Source organism: Arthrobacter sp. CC3 (genome assembly GCF_039907775.1).
Classification (GTDB): Bacteria; Actinomycetota; Actinomycetes; order Actinomycetales; family Micrococcaceae; genus Arthrobacter.
The window spans coordinates 1-19276 of record NZ_JARCCY010000012.1 but is presented as its reverse complement, the minus strand read 5'-3'; the positions used below and the strand labels follow the sequence as shown (position 1 = coordinate 19276).

The 19276-nt window shown below is 60.0% G+C and carries 13 protein-coding genes; 10 read left to right on the top strand and 3 right to left on the bottom strand.

All coding sequences use genetic code 11. From position 1 onward, the window contains the following. The first annotated feature begins 28 nt into the window (after nt 1-28). The 6 genes from nrdF (at nt 29) to PV761_RS09205 (ending at nt 10808) form a co-directional block, all read left to right on the top strand. Entirely contained in the window at nt 29-1003 is a 975-nt protein-coding gene (gene nrdF / locus PV761_RS09230; RefSeq protein ID WP_028269034.1) for a class 1b ribonucleoside-diphosphate reductase subunit beta, read from the top strand. A gap of 430 nt (nt 1004-1433) precedes the next feature. Further along, the gene (locus tag PV761_RS09225) at nt 1434-3509 is read left to right on the top strand and encodes a hypothetical protein (RefSeq protein WP_347896118.1); all 2076 of its coding nucleotides are present in this window, start codon (nt 1434-1436) and stop codon (nt 3507-3509) included. A gap of 282 nt (nt 3510-3791) precedes the next feature. Next, the gene (locus PV761_RS09220) at nt 3792-5288 is read left to right on the top strand and encodes a class I SAM-dependent DNA methyltransferase (protein ID WP_347896116.1); all 1497 of its coding nucleotides are present in this window, start codon (nt 3792-3794) and stop codon (nt 5286-5288) included. Beyond that, nucleotides 5285-6472, top strand: a complete 1188-nt coding sequence (locus PV761_RS09215; RefSeq protein WP_347896114.1) for a restriction endonuclease subunit S — start codon at nt 5285-5287, stop codon at nt 6470-6472. Before PV761_RS09220 ends, PV761_RS09215 begins: the two co-directional genes overlap by 4 nt. A 127-nt stretch (nt 6473-6599) precedes the next feature. Further along, nucleotides 6600-10016, top strand: a complete 3417-nt coding sequence (locus PV761_RS09210) for a DEAD/DEAH box helicase family protein (RefSeq protein ID WP_347896249.1) — start codon at nt 6600-6602, stop codon at nt 10014-10016. Between the two features lie 48 nt (nt 10017-10064). Next, nucleotides 10065-10808 carry a hypothetical protein gene (locus PV761_RS09205; protein WP_347896112.1) on the top strand — a complete coding sequence of 248 codons (744 nt, stop codon included), beginning with the start codon at nt 10065-10067 and terminating at the stop codon, nt 10806-10808. An 84-nt stretch (nt 10809-10892) separates the two neighbouring features. Here the strand turns inward: PV761_RS09205 and PV761_RS09200 are convergent, their stop codons facing one another. Next, on the bottom strand, nt 10893-11450 hold the full coding sequence (locus PV761_RS09200; RefSeq protein ID WP_347896110.1) for a hypothetical protein: 558 nt from the start codon (nt 11448-11450) through the stop codon (nt 10893-10895). Between the two features lie 88 nt (nt 11451-11538). Beyond that, nucleotides 11539-12372 (bottom strand): metallophosphoesterase, encoded by an 834-nt coding sequence (locus tag PV761_RS09195; RefSeq protein ID WP_347896108.1) that lies wholly within the window; start codon nt 12370-12372, stop codon nt 11539-11541. Between the two features lie 616 nt (nt 12373-12988). Here PV761_RS09195 and PV761_RS09190 point away from each other — a divergent pair. Beyond that, a complete protein-coding gene (locus tag PV761_RS09190) occupies nt 12989-13345 on the top strand; it encodes a helix-turn-helix transcriptional regulator (protein ID WP_347896106.1) in 357 nt (118 codons plus the stop codon). A 1086-nt stretch (nt 13346-14431) separates the two neighbouring features. Here PV761_RS09190 and PV761_RS09185 read toward each other — a convergent pair. Continuing rightward, nucleotides 14432-14770, bottom strand: a complete 339-nt coding sequence (locus PV761_RS09185) for a helix-turn-helix transcriptional regulator (protein WP_347896104.1) — start codon at nt 14768-14770, stop codon at nt 14432-14434. A gap of 378 nt (nt 14771-15148) precedes the next feature. On the opposite strand from PV761_RS09185, the gene PV761_RS09180 reads away from it, so the two are divergent. The 3 genes from PV761_RS09180 (at nt 15149) to PV761_RS09170 (ending at nt 19057) form a co-directional block, all read left to right on the top strand. Beyond that, nucleotides 15149-15640 (top strand): hypothetical protein, encoded by a 492-nt coding sequence (locus PV761_RS09180; RefSeq protein WP_347896102.1) that lies wholly within the window; start codon nt 15149-15151, stop codon nt 15638-15640. Between the two features lie 262 nt (nt 15641-15902). After that, a complete protein-coding gene (locus tag PV761_RS09175; RefSeq protein WP_347896100.1) occupies nt 15903-17945 on the top strand; it encodes a Mu transposase C-terminal domain-containing protein in 2043 nt (680 codons plus the stop codon). Between the two features lie 5 nt (nt 17946-17950). After that, nucleotides 17951-19057: an ATP-binding protein gene (locus PV761_RS09170; protein ID WP_347896098.1), complete on the top strand. Its 1107-nt coding sequence runs from the start codon at nt 17951-17953 to the stop codon at nt 19055-19057. Nucleotides 19058-19276 lie beyond the last annotated feature (219 nt).

Here is a 19276-nt window from a genome sequence, read left to right as displayed (position 1 = left end):
AAGAACAACCCAACGTTTAGGGGATGACATGACCGAAAAGGTCAAGCTGCTTAGCCACGTCGAGGCGATCAACTGGAACCGTATCCAGGACGACAAGGACGTGGATGTCTGGAACCGCCTCGTCAACAACTTCTGGCTGCCGGAGAAGATCCCGCTGTCCAACGACGTCCAGTCCTGGGCAACACTGACCCCTGACGAGCAGCAGCTCACCATGCGCGTGTTCACCGGACTGACCCTGCTGGACACCATCCAGGGCACCGTCGGCGCCGTCTCGCTGATTCCGGATGCGATCACGCCGCATGAAGAAGCCGTGTACACGAACATTGCCTTCATGGAGTCCGTGCACGCCAAGAGCTACTCCTCCATCTTCTCCACGCTGGCCTCCACGAAGGAGATCGACGAGGCGTTCCGCTGGTCCACCGAGAACGCGAACCTTCAGAAGAAGGCGCAGATAGTCATGGATTACTACCAGGGCGACGATCCGCTGAAGCGCAAGGTGGCTTCCACGCTGCTGGAGAGCTTCCTGTTCTACTCGGGCTTCTACCTGCCGATGTACTGGTCCTCACGGGCCAAGCTGACGAACACGGCAGACCTCATCCGCCTGATCATCCGCGACGAGGCCGTGCACGGCTACTACATCGGCTACAAGTTCCAGAAGGGCCTGGAGAAGGTCTCCGAGGAGAAGCGCCAGGAGATCAAGGACTACACGTTCGAGCTGCTCTTCGAGCTGTACGAGAACGAAGTCCAGTACACGCACGACCTCTACGACTCCGTCGGCCTGGCCGAGGACGTCAAGAAGTTCCTGCACTACAACGCCAACAAGGCGCTGATGAACCTGGGCTACGAGGCCATGTTCCCGGCGTCCGTCACCGACGTGAATCCGGCCATCCTCTCGGCGCTGTCCCCGAACGCGGACGAGAACCACGACTTCTTCTCGGGTTCGGGTTCGAGCTACGTGATCGGCAAGGCCGTCAACACCGAAGATGAGGACTGGGACTTCTAGGTTCTTGTGAGACCCCGACGTAACTGAGCAATTTGGCGGTTTCTGAGCAAAAACCGCCTCGTATCTGAGCATTGCTCAGTTCGTTGCGAGTTCACGAGTTAGTTGGCACAAGCGACAAGTTAGTTGGCGTGGTGAAGGCACAGCCTGGCTGGCGGCCCCGCCTACTGGTGGGGCCGCCAGTTACTGGCGACAGCCAACCAAGTCAACTAGATCTGATGGCGCACTTAGCCTCTGTGTGAGCCCGCAAGTGTGAGGTCGGAGTTTGGCTGGCGGTTAGGCAAATATCGTCTGCTCGCCCCACTTAGCGGCCAGCAATCGCGCTCTCCGAATGACGATGTTTGAACTTGTTGAGACCACAGCGTTGCTGCACGGGGAGCTCACGAGGGGCATTCCCTCCGTCAATTGATATATGCGTCTATTTGGGGGAAGTATGAACGCGAGCCCAACCTCGCTCGTCGGCTTTGCGGTCCTGAGGGCCAACTATGATGCACAGGCACCAAGCTATATCGACAACTTTCGCAGCTTTGCTTTGGACATCCTCTGTCAGCATCAGTCCGGGATAAGCAGCACCGATCTGGCTCAGATTCTCAGGTCCCGATTCGGTCTGACGACTCCAGATTTGGTAGTGGAGAAGATCCTCAAGCGCGCAGTTCGTGATGGGTACGCCCGCCGAGAAGGGAAGATGTATTGGAGCACGGATAAGGGCCAAAAGACTGCGCCTGGCGTTAGTGCGTCTATTGCCCGCTACGAACGCCAGCAGAACGAGCTGGTAACAAAGTACAAAGACTTCATCAAGGAAAAGTACGCCGAACACAGTAGCGATTTAAGCCTTGACCCGGCGGGAGAACTTGCCAAGTACCTTGAATACCACGCGGTACCCCTACTGTCTCAGAGCCTAACGGGACGTAAGGCCGCTGCCACGCCCGGCAGCCGAGCATCTGAATACGTCATTTCGAAGTTTATTGCGCACTTGGCCGACGTAGATCAGACGGGCTTCGGCTACGTTGAAGATGCTGTCAAAGGGGCAATACTTGCGTCAGTGGTAACGCTGGATACTTCGACGTTCGCCCAGTCCCTGAAGGGTCTTTCGATCTATCTGGACACCCCTGTCCTCATAAATGCGCTCGGATATTCGGGAGCGGCGCAGCAGCAGGCGACACTTCAGATGATCAAGCTCGCCCAAGCCCTTGGTGCGTCAACCTACTGTTTCGACCACTCCTTGAAGGAGCTCGACGGCGTACTGGCCAGCGCTGAAGGGGTAGTTCGCGCCGGCGGACGTAGACGCGAGGGCCTCCGTCCTATCGACCTGCATTTTCAGGAATCGCGTACATCGCCCTCAGACATCGCTCTTGAGCGGGATCGTGCATCCCCGGCTCTGGCCGAACTCGCAATCGAAAGGCGCCCTAAGCCAGATGGGTACAAGGAATACGGACTAGACGAAGGGCGATTGGAGGAGCTGATTCAGAGTCACATCCACTATCGATCGGATGGGACGAGGAAGTATGACGTGGACAGCCTGTCGGCCATCCACCGCCTTCGTCGGGGCAGCTCCCCTAGGCAGTTTGAGAAATGCGGCCACATTTTGATCACCGATAACGATGGTCTTGTGCGTGCGGTCGAGAAACTGGACCAAGAGAATCACGAGTGGCCGCTGGCAATGACAGACGGGGCGCTTGCCGCCGTTCTGTGGGTTAGGAGTCCAACGATGGGAGCGGGTCTTCCACGAAAACAAATCCTGGCTACTGCTTACGCTGGCATGCAGCCAGATGGCCATCTTTGGGCAAAATATCTTGACGAGGTAGCCAAGCTGGAATCGCGCGGCGTCGTTAACGCTGACGACGCAGTAATTCTTCGGGCTACGACGGTCGGCCGCTCAGCCCTCATGGAAGAGACGCTCGGCGATGAACAGTATCTGTCAGCGGACTCCGCTGTCGACGTTCTTGAGCGGATCAAGAAGGACATAGAGCGGCCGTTGCTACAAAATTTGGTTCAAGTCGGCAAGTCGCAAGAGGACCTGGCTCATTCCGCGGACAAGGCGGCGCAATCATGGCTGGACCAGTCGGAGGCTTTGGAAAAGACCACCGCGGAACGGGATAGAGCCCAGCGCCAGGCGGCCGTCACTAGCGCCGAGCTTCTGAAGCGAAGCCAGGAGTCGTCAGTTCGGGATGCCTTGATTCGTGCGGGCGCGGAGGCTACGGCGAGAAGGACAATTAATACGGCGCTTCTCCTCCTTCTAGTTCCGACGGTCGGGATAGCGATTCTGAAATTTCTGAATCCGCCGTGGATGAGCCAAGCGCCGGACTTGTTTGGGCTTGTGGCTGCGGTTTTTGGCGTCTTACTAGTCGTCGTCGCAACAACACGTAATTTTGCTAAAGGTACTGTGCGGGAGTGGTTAGCGCCATTGGAACGTCGACTGAGCACCCGGATCGAACGGCGCCGCCGTAGGCTGGCCGGACTTCCAAGCGCACCATCCCGCGAGTCAGCCGAAGGCATTGCTTCACCATGATGGTGGGTGTTTCGCGTCTTCAGGCGGCGAACAGCGCTTTCTCACGGTGAAATTGGGATTTGCAGTTAATGGCCACGGCGCGTGATCGCCGGGAAGTAGCCTCTCAGCGCCAATCTGGGATCTGGCTGTCGACTAGAAGATCTGAATCTGGCCGAACGATGGATTGCTAGTCAGCTCAAGTGACTTGATGGGATGGACATCGTGCTCTGGCGACTGCCTGACGCCTCGCGCATGCCTGCGAGGCTGCCGAACCGCCGGTGGACTACCGTCTAAACTCGGACAGTGATAACAGGCGAAATCAAATCTCAGGTAGACAAGGTCTGGAATGCGTTCTGGACCGGCGGCATCTCCAATCCTTTGGAGGTGATCGAACAGATCACGTATCTGCTTTTCCTGAAGCGCCTCGACGAGAACCAGACGCGCGCGGAGAACAAGGCCAACCGCACAGGAAAGCCTGTCGAAAACCCGGTCTTCCCGTCGGGCCTGGATGAGAAGGGGCGCTCGTACCAGGACTTCCGCTGGAGCAAGTTCAAGAACTTCTCCCGCGACGAGATGTTCACCGTCTTCGCTGAGCACATCTTCCCTTTCCTGCGCACCGGGCTGGTACAACTAGCTAGCGGCGAGGAGTCCTCCTACGCCCAGCACATGAAGGACGCCCGCTTCACTATCCCCAACGCCGGGCTGCTCGAAAAAGTCGTGGACATCATCGATGAAATCCCCATGGACGAGCGCGACACCAAAGGCGACCTCTACGAGTACATGCTCGGTAAAATCGCCTCGGCCGGCACCAACGGACAATTCCGCACGCCCCGCCACATCATCGACCTAATGGTGAAGATGACGGCGCCCCAGCCGCTGGAGGCCGTTTGCGACCCGGCCGCCGGCACCGCAGGGTTCCTTGTCCAAGCCGGCGAATACCTCCGACTGCACAACCCCAACCTGCTGACCACCCCCGAGCAGAGCCGGTTCTTCCACCACGGGCAGTTCCACGGCTACGACTTCGACAGCACCATGCTGCGCATCGGGTCCATGAACATGCTCCTCCATGGCGTGGAAAATCCGGACATCGCCTATCGAGACTCTTTGGCCGACCTGCACGGCACCGAGGAAGAGAAATACGACCTCATCCTCGCCAACCCACCGTTCACCGGCAGTCTGGACTACGAGAACGTGGCCAAGGACTTGCTGTCCGTGGTCAAGACCAAGAAGACCGAGCTGCTCTTCCTGGCATTGTCCCTTCGTCTGCTCAAGCCAGGCGGTCGCGCAGCCGTCATCGTGCCCGACGGCGTGATCTTTAACTCATCTGCGGCACACACAGCGTTGCGGAAGATCATTGTCGAGGATCACAAGCTCGAAGGGGTGGTGAAACTCCCCTCTGGCGTGTTCAAACCCTACGCCGGGGTTTCCACCGCAATCCTATTCTTCACCAAAACGAACTCCGGCGGCACCGACAATGTTTGGTTCTACGACGTGAGATCAGACGGCTTCAGCCTGGACGACAAGCGCACTTCGCTGGATTCGTCAGATCTTGAGGACGTTCTTGGCCGGTGGCAGCAGCGGACGACGGCGGAGGCAGAACGTGCACGGACCGACCAGTCCTTTCTCGTCCCCAAGGCTGAGATTGCCGAGAACGGTTACGACTTGTCGTTGAACAAGTACAAAAAACTTGAGCACGTGGAGATCGACCACAAGGAACCGGCCGACATCATTGCCGACTTGGAGAGGCTTGAGCAGGAAATCGCCCTGGGAATGACCGAGCTGAAAGAACTCCTCAAATGATGACGACCCAGCTGTCGGGGAGCCGAGCATGGGCAGGGACCGGAGAAATTCGGCACGTCCCGCTGGCCAGGGTGTGTGACATCATCATGGGGCAGGCGCCGGCCGGAGATACGTACAACACTTTGGGGAACGGGATCGCCCTCATAGCTGGGGCAGGTGATTTCTCTGGCGGTATTTTGGCACCCAAGAAATTTACTGAAAAACCAACCAAGCTCTCTGAACCCGGCGACATCGTGCTCAGTATTCGAGCTTCGATCGGAGACAAGGTATGGGCAGACCAGACTTACTGTCTGGGGCGCGGGGTGGCAGCCCTTCGCGCAAAGCCATGCATAGATCCCAAGTATCTTTGGCACTGGGTTTCCGCCTCGAAACGGACCCTGATGGGCAAGGCCAAAGGCGCTACATTCCTTCAGGTCAACCGAACAGATATTGGGGAGCTGCCGATTGCTGTCCCGCCCTTGGATGAGCAGCGAAGGATTGCGGCCATTTTGGACAGTGTCGACGGACTCCGCACTAAGCGCCGCCAAGCCCTCGCCGAACTCGATACCCTTGCGCACGCCATCTTCCATGGCATGTTCGGCGACCCCGTAAACAACACAAAGGGCTGGCCTCAACAGAAGCTGGCAACTCTCGGGCGCATTTCTACCGGTAATACGCCATCGAGAGCAGTGCCCGAAAACTTCGGTAACCACCTCGAATGGGTGAAGACGGACAACGTCAACACGCCACAGGTACTAGTGACTCCCGCAAAAGAAGGCTTGTCGGAACAAGGAGCGAGGAAAGCGCGTATCGTGCAACCTGGGTCCGTGTTGATCACTTGTATTGCCGGCAGCCCCGGGGTAATAGGGAACGTGGCGCTGACGGATCGAACCGTTGCCTTCAATCAACAAATCAATGCATTTACTCCCAACGCTGGACCCCACTTGTACTGGTATGCCCTGCTCAAATCGATGAAGCCTCTCGTTCAGAAAGCATCCAGCGGAGGAATGAAGGGACTAGTCAGCAAATCAGCACTTAGCGCAATCGACGCAATCGTCGTTCCTGGATCTTTCCAGATGGAATTCGCGGAACGCCTTACCGCAATCGAACGTCTGAAAGACCGGCATTGCGCCCAACTTGCGGATCTAAACGCCCTGTTTGCTTCGCTCCAGCACCGGGCCTTCACCGGGGGACGTGATGAGTGAGGCCCGCTCTGTGGAACGGATGTTGCATTTCCGCAAATTGAGTTGAACGGGTGTCGCCCGGCCACATGCCGGGCAGAACCATCTAGGCTCCCAAGAAGAGAACAACAAAGGAGTGGCATTGGGGGATGTGAACAGCAACTTCGCTGTACTACAGGCGGAGTGGCCGGGTATTGCAAAAGAAGCGCGGCTGGCCGAGCTGTATGCGCGGAAAGACCCTCGGTCTTCGCTGCTCTACGCGCGGCGGTCCGTCGAAGCGCTGCTGGCCTGGCTGTACGACGCCGACGACGCGCTGACGTTGCCTTACAAGAGCGATCTCAACGGCCTGATGTCGGAGCCAACATTTAAGCGGCTCGCGGGCGAGACGATCGTCAGCAAGTTCCACCTCATCCGCAAGGTCGCGAACAGCGCCATCCACACCAACGCCGCCATCACCGTCCAGCATTCTGAGCAGACCATTCGGGAACTCTTCCACGTCTGCATCTGGCTGGCGCTTCGCTACACCCGAGATCCTGCCAACCGCCCGGCCTCGACTGTTGCCTTCAACGGACAGTTCCTCAGCCCGACTCCGAAGCCGGGCGTTACGGTGCCCGCCGAGAAGCCCCGCACTGCGGACCAGACGGCCAAACTCGCCGAAGAACTGGCGGCCAAGGACGCGGCGCTGGCCACGCAGAAGCAGGACAATGAGCAGCTGCACGCCCAGCTTGAGGCCCTGCGCGAACAGATCGCCCGGGCGAAGGAGGAAAACAAGAAGCTCCCGGACAGCCACGACTATTCAGAGGCCGAAACCCGGGTCTACATCGACCTCTATTTGGGCGAGGCAGGATGGGCGCTGGACAAGGCCGAGGACCGCGAATTCGAAGTCCACCACATGCCCACCCACGCTGGCCCTTCCACGGGAACCGGGTTCGTGGACTATGTCTTGTGGGGATCCGACGGCAAGCCTCTCGCCGTCGTCGAAGCCAAGCGGTCGTCTAAGTCGCCTTATGAGGGTCAGCAGCAGGCCAAGCTCTATGCCGACGCGCTGGAGACGGAGAAGGGCCAGCGCCCGGTCATTTACTACAGCAACGGCTACGAGCACTGGATCTGGGACGACGCCTCCGGCTATCCGCCTCGTCCGGTCCAGGGCTTCCACACGCGGGATCAGCTCCAGCTCATGGTGGACCGCCGGGCCACCCGCAAACCCTTGGCTACCGCTGCCATCAATTACGAGATCGCAGGCCGCAGCTACCAACAGGCCGCCATCCGGGCCGTCACCGACGCGCTGGAAACGGACAGGGAGCGCAAGGCGTTACTGGTCATGGCGACGGGCTCGGGTAAGACGCGTACCGTCGTCGCACTCTCCAGCCTGCTGATGCAGGCGAACTGGGCAAAGCGCGTGCTGTTCCTGGCTGACCGTGTCGCCCTGGTGGACCAGGCGGCCCGCGCCTTCAAAACCAATCTTCCTGGATCGTCCCCGGTGGTGCTCAGCCGAGATGTGGAGGCGGACAGCCGCATCCACGTCGCCACCTACCCGACGATGATGAACCTGATCAACGAACGGACCGACGACGGCACGGTCCTGAAGCAACGGTTCGGGATCGGCCACTATGACCTGATCATTATCGATGAGGCCCACCGTTCCGTGTACCAGAAGTACCGGGCCATCTTTGACTACTTTGATGCGTATCTGGTGGGCCTGACGGCCACGCCGCAGTCCGAGGTGGACCGCAACACCTACTCCCTGTTCGACATCGAGGACCACGTCCCCACGTTCGCTTACGAGCTGACGCAGGCGATCTCCGACGGTTACCTCGTACCACCCCGGACCGTATCAATTCCGCTGAAGTTCCCGGTCGAAGGGATCCGCTACGAGGAACTCTCGGAGGAGGAAAAGGAGGAGTGGGACTCCGCCGAATGGGACGAGGAGGGGGAGATCCCGGACGCCGTGGATCCTGCGATCCTTAACACCTGGCTGTTTAACGCCAACACGGTGGACAAGGCGCTCGAGGTGCTGATGACACGCGGGCACAAGGTCGCCGGGGGAGACCGGCTCGGGAAGACGATCATTTTCGCCAAGAACCAAAGGCATGCGGAATTCATTGCCGATCGGTTCAACATGAATTACCCCCAGTACGGGGGCAACTTTGCCCAAGTCGTCACGCACAGCGTCAACTACGTTTCGACACGGATCGATGCCTTCGCCCGAGCGGAGGACAGTCCGCACATTGCCGTGTCCGTGGACATGCTGGACACCGGAATTGACGTGCCCGAGGTGGTCAACTTGCTCTTCTTCAAGGTGGTGCGGTCCAAGACTAAGTTCTGGCAGATGGTCGGCCGGGGTACCCGGCTCAGGCCGGAACTGTACGGACCTGGCGAGGACAAGCAGGACTTCTTCATCTTCGACGTCTGCCAGAACATTGAATACTTCAACGCCGAACTGCCCGGTTCCGAAGGCTCCCTGGGACAGTCCCTGGCGCACCGCAGCTTCGCCGTCCGGGCACAGCTGCTGGCCGAAGCCCGCACGGCCGGCCTCGACGGCGACTACGTCCCGGCACTTCAAACCGGACTGGTGGGACAAGTGGCGGGGCTGCCCCGGGAGAACTTCCTGGTACGCCCGCAGTTGGAGTGGGTGGAGAAGTTCTCGAAGCCCGCTTCGTGGGGCACCCTTGGCACGCAGGATCTGACTGACCTGCAGACAAAGCTGGCCCCCTTGGCGACGCTGGCATCCGCCGCCGATACAGAGGAAGCCAAACGCTTCGACCTGCTGATGTACCAGGCTCAGCTGGCTTCACTGACCTCAGCGGCAGCCGTGGAGCCGTACCGCAAGAAGATTGTCGAGATTGCGTCCGCCCTGCAGGACCAGCCGAACATCCCCGCCATCGCGGCCCAGATGCTCCTGATCCAGTCGATTCTGGAGGGAGGGGAGTGGGGCCAGGTCTCGCCGCAGTGGCTGGAACTGATCCGGGTCCGGCTCCGGGGGCTGGTCCACTTGATCGAGAAGAAGCGCCGCAAGGTGGTCTACACGAACTTCGAAGACACCCTCGGTGAGATCGTCGAAGGTGAGCTTAAGGGGACCGTGACCGGATCGGTAGATCTGGCCCGGTACCGCGAGAAGGCCCGGATGTACCTGCAGGGGTTCCTGGACCACATGGCAATCCATCGTCTACGCCGCGGGCTGCCCCTGACCGAGACCGATCTGGCTGAACTTCAGCGCATGCTGATCGAGAGCGGAGCGGGTTCACCCGAGGAGCTTGAAGCGGCCACCACACAGGCTGAGGGGCTAGGGCTGTTTGTCCGTTCCCTGGTGGGTATGGACCGTCAGGCCGCCTTGGATTCCTTGTCCGAGTTCGTCGGGGACAAGACCCTCAATGCCAACCAGATGCACTTCGTTAACATGATCGTCCAGCAACTCACCGAGAACGGCGTGGTGGAGGTCGGCGCGCTGTACGAGTCTCCCTACAGCGACGCTGCCCCTGCCGGACCGGAGAGCTTGTTCCCGGAGTCGGACGTGGATCTGCTGGCTGAGGCGCTGAACCGGGTGCGCGTGTCGGCGATGGTGGGGTAGCGGAGCCATGGTTAGGTCTGATCCAGCGTGACTGGGAATGAAGGGTCTGTGGAAGCCATGTCTGGTCTTGCCATGTCGATGGTCGGGAAGTTGCTTGAGGAAGTCTCGTGGGAACACGCCACCAGTTACCGTCAGGGCGGTCGGGGACGAGAGAACGTACTGAGCGCAGAAGTCATGATGGCTCTGGACTTCCTTCCACGCGATCGCTTCCTTGGCGCCGCAATTCGTGCAGCGACGGGCGCCGAGTCAGCTAGGACTTTGCTGATCAATGAGATTGAAGAGGCCGAACTTCGATTCCTGCCCGGGGACCTGACGCTCGCCCCGAACCGGCCAGGAAATGACCAGTTGGTGGTGCAGCCAGACGCGCTCATCACTTCTCCGAGCTCTTTTGTCCTCGTTGAGGCCAAGCGTGTCCGAGCGAGTTCGTTCCAGCCCGAGCAGCTGGCCAGGGAATATGTGGCAACGATGGCGCACGCCGGGACGCGCACCCCTCTGATCCTGTTGCTGGGCGCGGCACCTCCGGTTCTGGTCCGAGGCCGAGGCCGAATGAGCCTCGAAGACGCCATCTCCGCCGAACTTGAGTCCGTACTACTACGCGCTAACAACGAGGAGCTGGCGTTGGAAGGGCTGGTTGAACGGATCCACGATGTCTTCTGCTGGATTACCTGGACGGAGCTCTCGGCCGTGATTGGCAATCAGGCTGCGGACTTCTCGACGACCGATCCGTCCGTCAACGCGTCCGTCCAGCGTCTCGCGGAATCCCTACGCTCGTCGATTGCCTGGCACACCTAGGCCGTCTGGGCGCCAGATACGCCGGCACATGCGGCCTTGACCACCGACACAATATGGGGTGAGGGATATTTTCCTCTGGATCATTCATGGGCTGACCTTAGGATCAAGCGGCCGCTTTGCAATCTCCTTCACCCACGACGGGCTCTCTATGCCTTGCTTCCTGTCAGTTGAGAGTCGAAGGCGGGCGGCGCGAACGATCACGCGCTCCTCGGGGCGGGTCCGGTCCTGTCTGTTGCCTTCACCAAAGGAATTCTTGTCGGCCAAAACTCTCGTCGCCGTTCTGTCTCGGAGCGGCCCCCTCCATGCTTCGGCGATGATCAGGGTCTCCTCTTTGCCTGAAATACTGCTGGTGTTGAGGAGCTCCAATGCGGCCAGGCCAACCTCGCGTTTGGCCGGATCATCATCTAGGCTCGCTTCCAACGCCCATCGTGCCCTGGACCACCAGGCTGACTGACTGGCGGGGATCGTTTCGGCGTCAAAGGCGACGGCATCCGCGACAGTCGGCCGCCGCTGTGCGAACCAGCCGATCGCCGCAACGAGGAGCACGACGAGTGGCCCTAAGGCGGCGACGATCTGCCACCACTCGGCGTCCCCGGTGTGGACGATGACGTCGATGGCGCTCCGTGAGGGTGCGTGGTTCACGGGACCGGTACTGACGCCAGTCCAGACCCTGTCCGGCAAGGGCGCTCGTGAGGGCTGTTGGCGCCTGACAGCACTCCCGCGGAGCGACTCATTGGTTAGCCCGGATGCTGAGCGATTCGATTCGCAGCGGCGCTTCACCTGGCCAAACGAGCACCGCGTTGCCTTCGCGGGAGTTCTCCTTATTGAGCACGTCGATACGCGTTACGCGCCCGTCCGGGTGTGCTAGTTCGTGGATCCGCCGCTGGTGCCAGTGGCCGCAGAAGACGTGTGGAACGGCCAGTGAATCGACAACCTCACGGACCAAGGTCCGGGTTTTTTCCGCTCTTGCCGTGAGCTCCGGTTGCAGCTCGAAGTCGCCCGTCAGCGGTATACCAGCGGGCGCGTCGTGGGTAATGAGGACATCAACGGGTCCGCCCGCGATCAGCCTTTTCGCATCCTCCGGCGTTGGCTCCTCGTTGCTCCACCAGTCCTTACCCTCCGTCCGGTGTCCGTAATCGACGCTGAAGGCTCCGCCGAGGGCGCCGACAACCAGACCGCTGATGTCCGCTCGGCCGCCCCTGGGCAGCACCCGAATGTTGGAACGAAAGGTCGCTAGGCCGTCGGCTCCGACAGGGAGCTCCTCCAAGGTTTTCCAGTTGTCGTGATTGCCGCCTGAAACGATCAATGTGATCCCGAGTGCCTGCAGATACCCGTTGAGTCTGGCTTCGTAGCGGCCTCGTTTGGCACCAGGCCAGTCCAGGCCAAAATCGCCTACATGCAGCATGGTGGTTGCGCCCTCACGCGCGGCAGATTGAATCGTGGCTATGGCCCACCCCTGGTTGCCGTGCCAGTCACCGGCGACAACAAAGGGTGCGTGGTTGCATGGTGAGTTCTCGATGCCGCGTCGTTCTCCTGCCTTAGTGGAATTCAATATGACCTCCATGGGGCCAATTCCCTTGAAGGCGTGAGATGGAAAGTACCTCGGTTGTGCCACGGAGTGTGAGAATCCCATCGAGCCTGAGGTCCAGCAGCATCAGGCCGCGTCGTCCTACCCGCATCTCGACGACGTTGAGAAGCTTGATCGCTTCGCTGTCGCGGCGGAGCTCAGCGGCTGGCAACTCGTCATAGGGAGAGGTCGGGTTCCGGTCTTTGGCGAGCCGTACGACCTCTCGGGGCGGATCCAGGTGGATGGCGTACAAGGTTCCGGATCCGGTCCGCACCGCATAGCTTCCAGTTGTTTCGTCGTTTAGTGACCGCAGGTTCGAATCCATCTTGGTTGCGGCGCTGGGGATGCTAGTCCAGCTCCGGGGGGACGGGAAGCCGGATCTCGAGGAACTCTGGCGTTGCACCATCTTGGATCTGCATTCGTAGATCGAAACTGGGGTCGAAGCCCTCAGGAACGTAGCTGAGGAAGTGCCTGAGTTGTGGCACGGATACGTCCTCGTTTAGATCGAGGATGACGGAAACTCCCATTGGACGGCCTTTCGCTTGCTTTGGTGATCTGTGTCTCATCTGCCCTTATGTATCACTAGTGATACAGACAAACATGTTTCATATTAGTGGCATTGGGTGTGCCCACTAGACCTTCACAAATCCCACCCGCCCAGCTGCAGCGTTGGCAGGAACGCCGAAAGCAGGTCGGGTCGAGGATCCGCGAGCTTCGCCTCGGGCAAGAACTCACTCAGGAGGCGTTGGGACTCGAGGCGGGACTGAGCCGGGTCATGATTATCGGCATCGAGTGGGGAAAGAAGAGCGTCGCCTACGAACGGCTCTGGGACATTGCTGACGTCCTGGGCGTGGACGTCACGGATTTCTTCGTAGGCCCTTCCCGTGCCCCTTCGAGTGAGCCTCACCGCCGTGGGCGCGTCAAAAGCAGCACGAGGAGCAGACTGTCCACCGATCCCGGCGCGCAATAGGCCTCACGGCAGGGAGGCGTCGTCCGATTACGGAGATCCGTTTGTTGTTCGTGCTTGCGGCTGCCAAGGGCTGTCCGGGGGAGTCCGCGCGCATGGAGCTAGAGCTCACGGACTCCGAAGACGCCGGATAATTTCTGCGGCCGCTTGCTGTTCGCGTTGTCCTGGATGCTCGGCCAAGTCGGCAGCCACTGCGATAGGCGGTATCTCGTAGGGGACAAGGTTGGCCGCATGGATTGTGACGTTGGGTCGTGTTCCGGGTTTGGCGGTTACCAGAAACCAGTCTTTGATGAGGTCCGGCAAGTCATGCCGGGCCACGTAAGCCTCGACTTCAGCGGCGACCATAAGTCCGGAGTCAGGGTGCGCAACGCCGGATAGCCGAAGGCGGGGGTCTTCACGCAACCCGTGCAAGTCGGACGCGCTGGCGGACATCCGGACCCTGTCGGCCCGCCGAGCAAGCAATGAGATGAGAGAGGATACGGGGTCCTCGCTCTCGTGGAATCTCCTGATACGGTCCTTGAGCCGGTGTCGCTTCACAGCATCCTGGTCCCGGCCGGGAGCCAGAGAAGGGCTCTGGAGCGCCCAGATGAATTCCCAGGCGCCGCGCTCTGACAACGGTCTTCCGGGAGCGGCTTTACGGTAGTTTGCGGCGTCCGATTCGTCGATCACCCATCGCCCTCCGACGCGCTGTCCGGGGATTCGTCCCGAGACGACGAGGGCGCGGGCACGGCTCTCTGCGATGCTGAGCCGCTTTGCCAATTCAGGAACGCTCAATAGCATTGCATAATTATAGCGCCAGCGCACCGAATTACGGGGGTGGCATGTCGACAGAGGCGTGTCAGTCGGGAATGGTGGGGATTCTAGGGACGTCGGGGGCCCGTGCGGCGCCAGAGCCGACCGTCCAGCACCGACAACGAGATTGTCAGCCGGCCCTACGGGCAACTTGGCCGCAGCCCTCGATCATTTCAGCCACTTCTAACCTGTTAGTGGGTGTGCGGAGCTTCGAGGTTCGCCGTGACTGGCCCAGCTGGCTTGTCGTTATCTTCGTAGACTGTTATGGTATCTGATTTAGATTTCGGAAATTGTTAGTTACTTTGTCGTGTCGCCCGCTGATTTCTCCGTGGTGATGCCGTGTAACAAGCGTTCTGCTTGTGCGACATCTTCAAGTCGCATGACGGCATCGCCTCTCAATACTCTTGTTATGCGGTCATAACCGACCCCTGTCATGCCGGCGTATTCGCGGACTGACTTGCCCAATTCTTTGAGTCGCCGATTGATTCTGACTGCATACTCGTGCTGAAGCTTCGAGGCTAAGATCCGGTCTGCGTCCAGATCGGACCCGGCTTCGATCCAGCGAATACTTTCGACCTTGCCGAAGCCTAGTGGTTCCTCGGTGTAAGCCCGAGGGCGGAATCGTGGATCACTCATTATGTGCCCATTGCCTTTCTCGCGTCCGATAAGGCGCTATGGTCGGGGTTCGAAGCACGACCTACATTTCGGCTTTAGAAACCGTTTTAGTTTCTCCTGCTTGTGACCTTAGTGGCGACGCGAACAATGGTGGAAATTCTAGTGCCGTCGACAGAATTCTGTAACCCGCGAAGGGGCGAGGGTCAAGAGGCGTCCTCCCAGGACAACCCGTCAAAAAAGAGACTCCAATTTCGGCTGAATCATGGTGCTTCCAGAAGACCGAGGCTGATCAGTTTGGAGAAGCGGGCTTTTAGACCTAATCTAGGTCTAGATAGCCGACTACGGCGCGCCTGAAACTCATCGGCCGCCAAGGAAGGTTACTGGCGAGGAGATATTCAAATGAGACAAGACGTGTCAGACCCCTACCGGCACATCGTGTCGCCCGATCGTTTCCTGCTGCTATGGGAGAAGGACGGCCTGACAATGCAGAAGCAGATGGGACCCGACCTTTCGCCGATGTGTTTTGAGGACACTGTGCCGGTCCGTTCGGGCCGCAACTACCAGCACCGACGGCATTATGAGGGGATGTATCCGGTCGTTTCGACGGGACAGGCAGTGTGGTACGAGTCGATGCTCGAGTGGCAGTGCCTGATGCAGCTGGAGCACGGCGGTGACCTAGCCGGCATCTCGACCCAGCCGTTCTGCCTGGTAGGGCCGGATCATTTCCGGCACTACCCGGACTTCTTTTACCGTCGTGTCTCTGATGGCGCGGGCGTGGTGGTGGACGTTCGGTCCGCTGACGAATCGATGAGTCGACGCGTGCACGATACAACCTGTCTGCGGCGCTTTGCAGCGAGGTCGGCTGGGAGTACGAAATCATGCACGGTTTGACCGGTTGGGCGGCCTTGAACCTTGAGTGGTTGTCGGCGTTCCGGCACCCGAGGTTCGCCCTGGCTCCGCCAGCAGTCGAGCGCCTCAGGCCGTACATCTCCCAACCTCGGCCGTTCGTTGACGCGGCAAGGCTGATCGATTTCGGGGCGCCGGAGGCAGGCAAAGCGGGTCTTTACCACCTGATGTGGACACGCGAAGTAGTAACTGTCTCTGACGGCCCATTTTTCGAGGATATGTTGATCGTGGCGGCAGAGGTTGAATCATGAAGCAGATAGGTGGATTCAGGCTCGGCGACACAGTCGCTTTCCGCGACCACGAGTGGGTGGTCGCCACTATTGCCGGTACGGTTTTCGGTCTGAGGGAAGTGCTGTCGGGCGACGTCATGTCCACGACGTTGACAGAGTTGGTTTTAGCTACCGGACGAACCGACGTGCTTGAGTCGTCGAGACACAGGATGATCGCGCTGCACGACGCCGACGAGGGGACGATCCTTTTGGCGGAGCATGTCCGCGAACTGGTTGACGGAACTGCGCCGGGTGGGGGAGAGCCGCGCCCTGAGTACGGCCTTGGCCTTCCACAGGGCCAGCGCAACGGCCGGAAGTTGGAGGAGCTCAAAGGACTCGGAATCCCAGTGGGCGATAGCACGCTACGCCGGTACATCACCGAGTACCGGAAGTATGGGCCAGCGGCGATAGTCGATGGCCGATCAACTCGAACCTACCTGCCCTTGGACGGCGTTGCGGACGAGGTTATCGCAACTTGTCACGGACTGATCCGGGAACGAGTTCGCAGCTCATCGACCACTTGGACCAATCTCGCCGCCGAAGTGCGCCTACGGTTTCTTTCCGAATGGCCGACCAAGCACTCTCTGCTTCCCGGAAAGAAGAAGATCATTCAGGTCCTCCAGGAGCTGTCCGGCGATCTTGACCCGACAGGTTCAGCGAAAAATCGGCAGACCGCCGAGAACTCACCGAAACGCGTTTTCAGCCCGCGTCCTGCCTTGCTACCAGGAGGCGAGGTCCAGGTCGACTCAAGCCCATTCGACGTGATCGTGCGGATGCCTGACGGGCGCCCCGGCAAAGTCGAACTGACGATCATGATTGACAAGGCTACTCGGTCGATCATGGCCACCAGCGTCAAGAAGAAGAACAGCGGTACGGACGTTGCCGCGATGCTGGCCGACTCCATGACGCCTCCACCGCTGCGCCCAACGGGGTTGCCCGCGATCGACACTTGGCGCCTGCGTCGGATGGACTTGCCCTGGGCCAAAAACCTCACCCCCGAGCAGAAGTCGCTGCTTGACACGACCCGTCCGGCCATAGTTGTAAACCGCCTGGTTACTGACAACGGCAAGGACTACAGATCGCATGTGGTCGAGGCGGCCTGCGCGCAGCTGGGGATCGTCCTGACCCGCTCGGCGGTGCGAACTCCCACGGACAAGGCCATGGTGGAGCGGGCGTTCCACACCATCAAAACCAGGTTCGTGATGCTGTTGCCTGGCCAGACGGGTGGCACCGTCGAGGCACGCGGCCACCAGCCGGAGCGCGAGGAGCTTCTCGATGTCGAGGAACTGATCTGGCTCTTTGATGCATGGGTAGCTCAGGTCTGGCAGAACAGTCCAATGGAGGGGTTGCGTGACCCCCGTCATCCGGCGGCGCCGCCGCTGAGCCCGAACGCGATGTACGCGGCGATGTTCCCGTTCGTTGGGTACCTACCGATGCCTTTGAGCGAGCGTGACTACATCTCGCTAATGCCCATCGATGAGCGCACGATACAGAAAGACGGCGTGGAGTTTGGGCGTCGGACCTACGACTCTCCGGCCCTAGCGCAACATCGGTCCTCCGGGTTGCTGGGCAAGAAGAAGTACGAGCTCCGTTACCAGCCCACCGACCCCAGCCGAATCTGGGTTTACATTGACCAGACTGATGAATACGTCGCATGCGACTGGCGCGACCGGCGTGTGGACACGCCTCACTCCCGACGCATGTGGGAGCTGGCCGCCCAGGTACGCAGCACCTTCCATCCCCTTGATCCCGATGAGGGCCTCGGTGAAACCATCTCACTGATCGAGCGCGCCCATAGGCAGTGGAAGCAGGAAGCCGCGAAATCCGAGCGGGCCGAGCTCTCTGAGCACCTCGACAATGTGCAGGGTCGAACGGCCCGCGAGGGCCGTGCCGCCCTCCGTTCTGTTGACGACGAGACCATCGCCGCCAACCCCACCAATCCGGAGATCGACCAAGCCGATGATTGGAACTTTGACGACTGGGAACCAGACGAAGCGTTTGGTATCGAAAAGGAGGTCTAAAGCCGGTGAAATACCGTAAACGATTGCGCACCGGCGGCGACCTTTCCCACTATCGTGGGTACCTGACCTGGGCACAGTCCCAGCGTGAGGCTGTCCGCATGCCGCCGAACGATACCGTAGCCGCTATGACGCACCTGCAGCGGCGCGAATACGACGAGACTCGCCAGATCTACCTGTCGCGCGGCATAACAGTCGCGACCAGGACTGTCCATGACCTCGATGCGACTGTCGTGGAGCAAATGGACACAAACTTTGCCAAGCGCGGCGGCGGCCACGGGATATTCCTCTCGGCGCCGTCCGGTGCTGGCAAGACAACGTCCCTACACCGCGTCCTCGGCGCGGTGCTCGCCGATCTAAAACAGGACGACCCGGAATTGCTTGAACGGGGAGAGGTTCCTGTCGGATACGTGTGCATTCCGGCACTGGGAACGCCGCGCTCCGTCTACCAAGTGCTCGCGGATTATCTTGGCATTGACTACACGGTAGGCGTCACCGAGGCCGAGCTGTCAACAATGGTCCGCAATGGAATCAACCTAACCAGGATGGAGCTCCTGGCGATCGATGAGGTCCAAAACCTCGACAATGCAGCCAACGCCGGATCCGTCGCTGACGCGCTCCGGCGACTCGGGGACGATGTGGATGCCACAATCATCCTGGCCGGCATTGACCTCGAGCACACCTCCATCACGACGGGCCGTCGGGGAGCTCAAATCGCCAACCGGTATCGTCGCGCCGCCGTCTACGACTATGCCGACGATAAACAGGAGGATTGGGGGAAACACTGGCTCAGTTTGGTGGGTGGAATGGCCGCAGCTCTGCCACTCCACGCCAGTGACCCACGGGAAATAGTGAAGCTCTCTACGCTGCTGTTCGACATCACTCGAGGCTCGGTCGGGATGCTCAACTCTGCGCTGACCCAGATCGCCCGTCGCAAGATCTCCGAAGGAGCCCTCGACAAAGAACAGGTGACTGCCGAGGACCTCGACCGCATAGCACTAACCCTGCAGGCTGAACGCCACCGCGTCCGAGTGACTGCGGGCGCGAAAACCTCGGGCAAGAAGGCCGCGGTAGTGGGGGCACACGGGCGGGGAAGGAACCGAGCTAGTGCTTGAGCCCAGGCCCTCCCTGGCCTCTCTATTGGTTCCCGAGCCCGTGCGCGGAGAGACTCCGGCAAGCTTTGCCCGCCGGCTGGAGGACCGCCTAGGTGCTCGCCACGGTACCTACCTCCGCAAGGCTTCCTCTGAACTACGGAGACTAGCCCCGTGGTTTCATCGGGCGGCCGTTGAAGGGCGTGTTTAAAGGGCGAAAAGGTGCTCTGACAAGGGAAAATA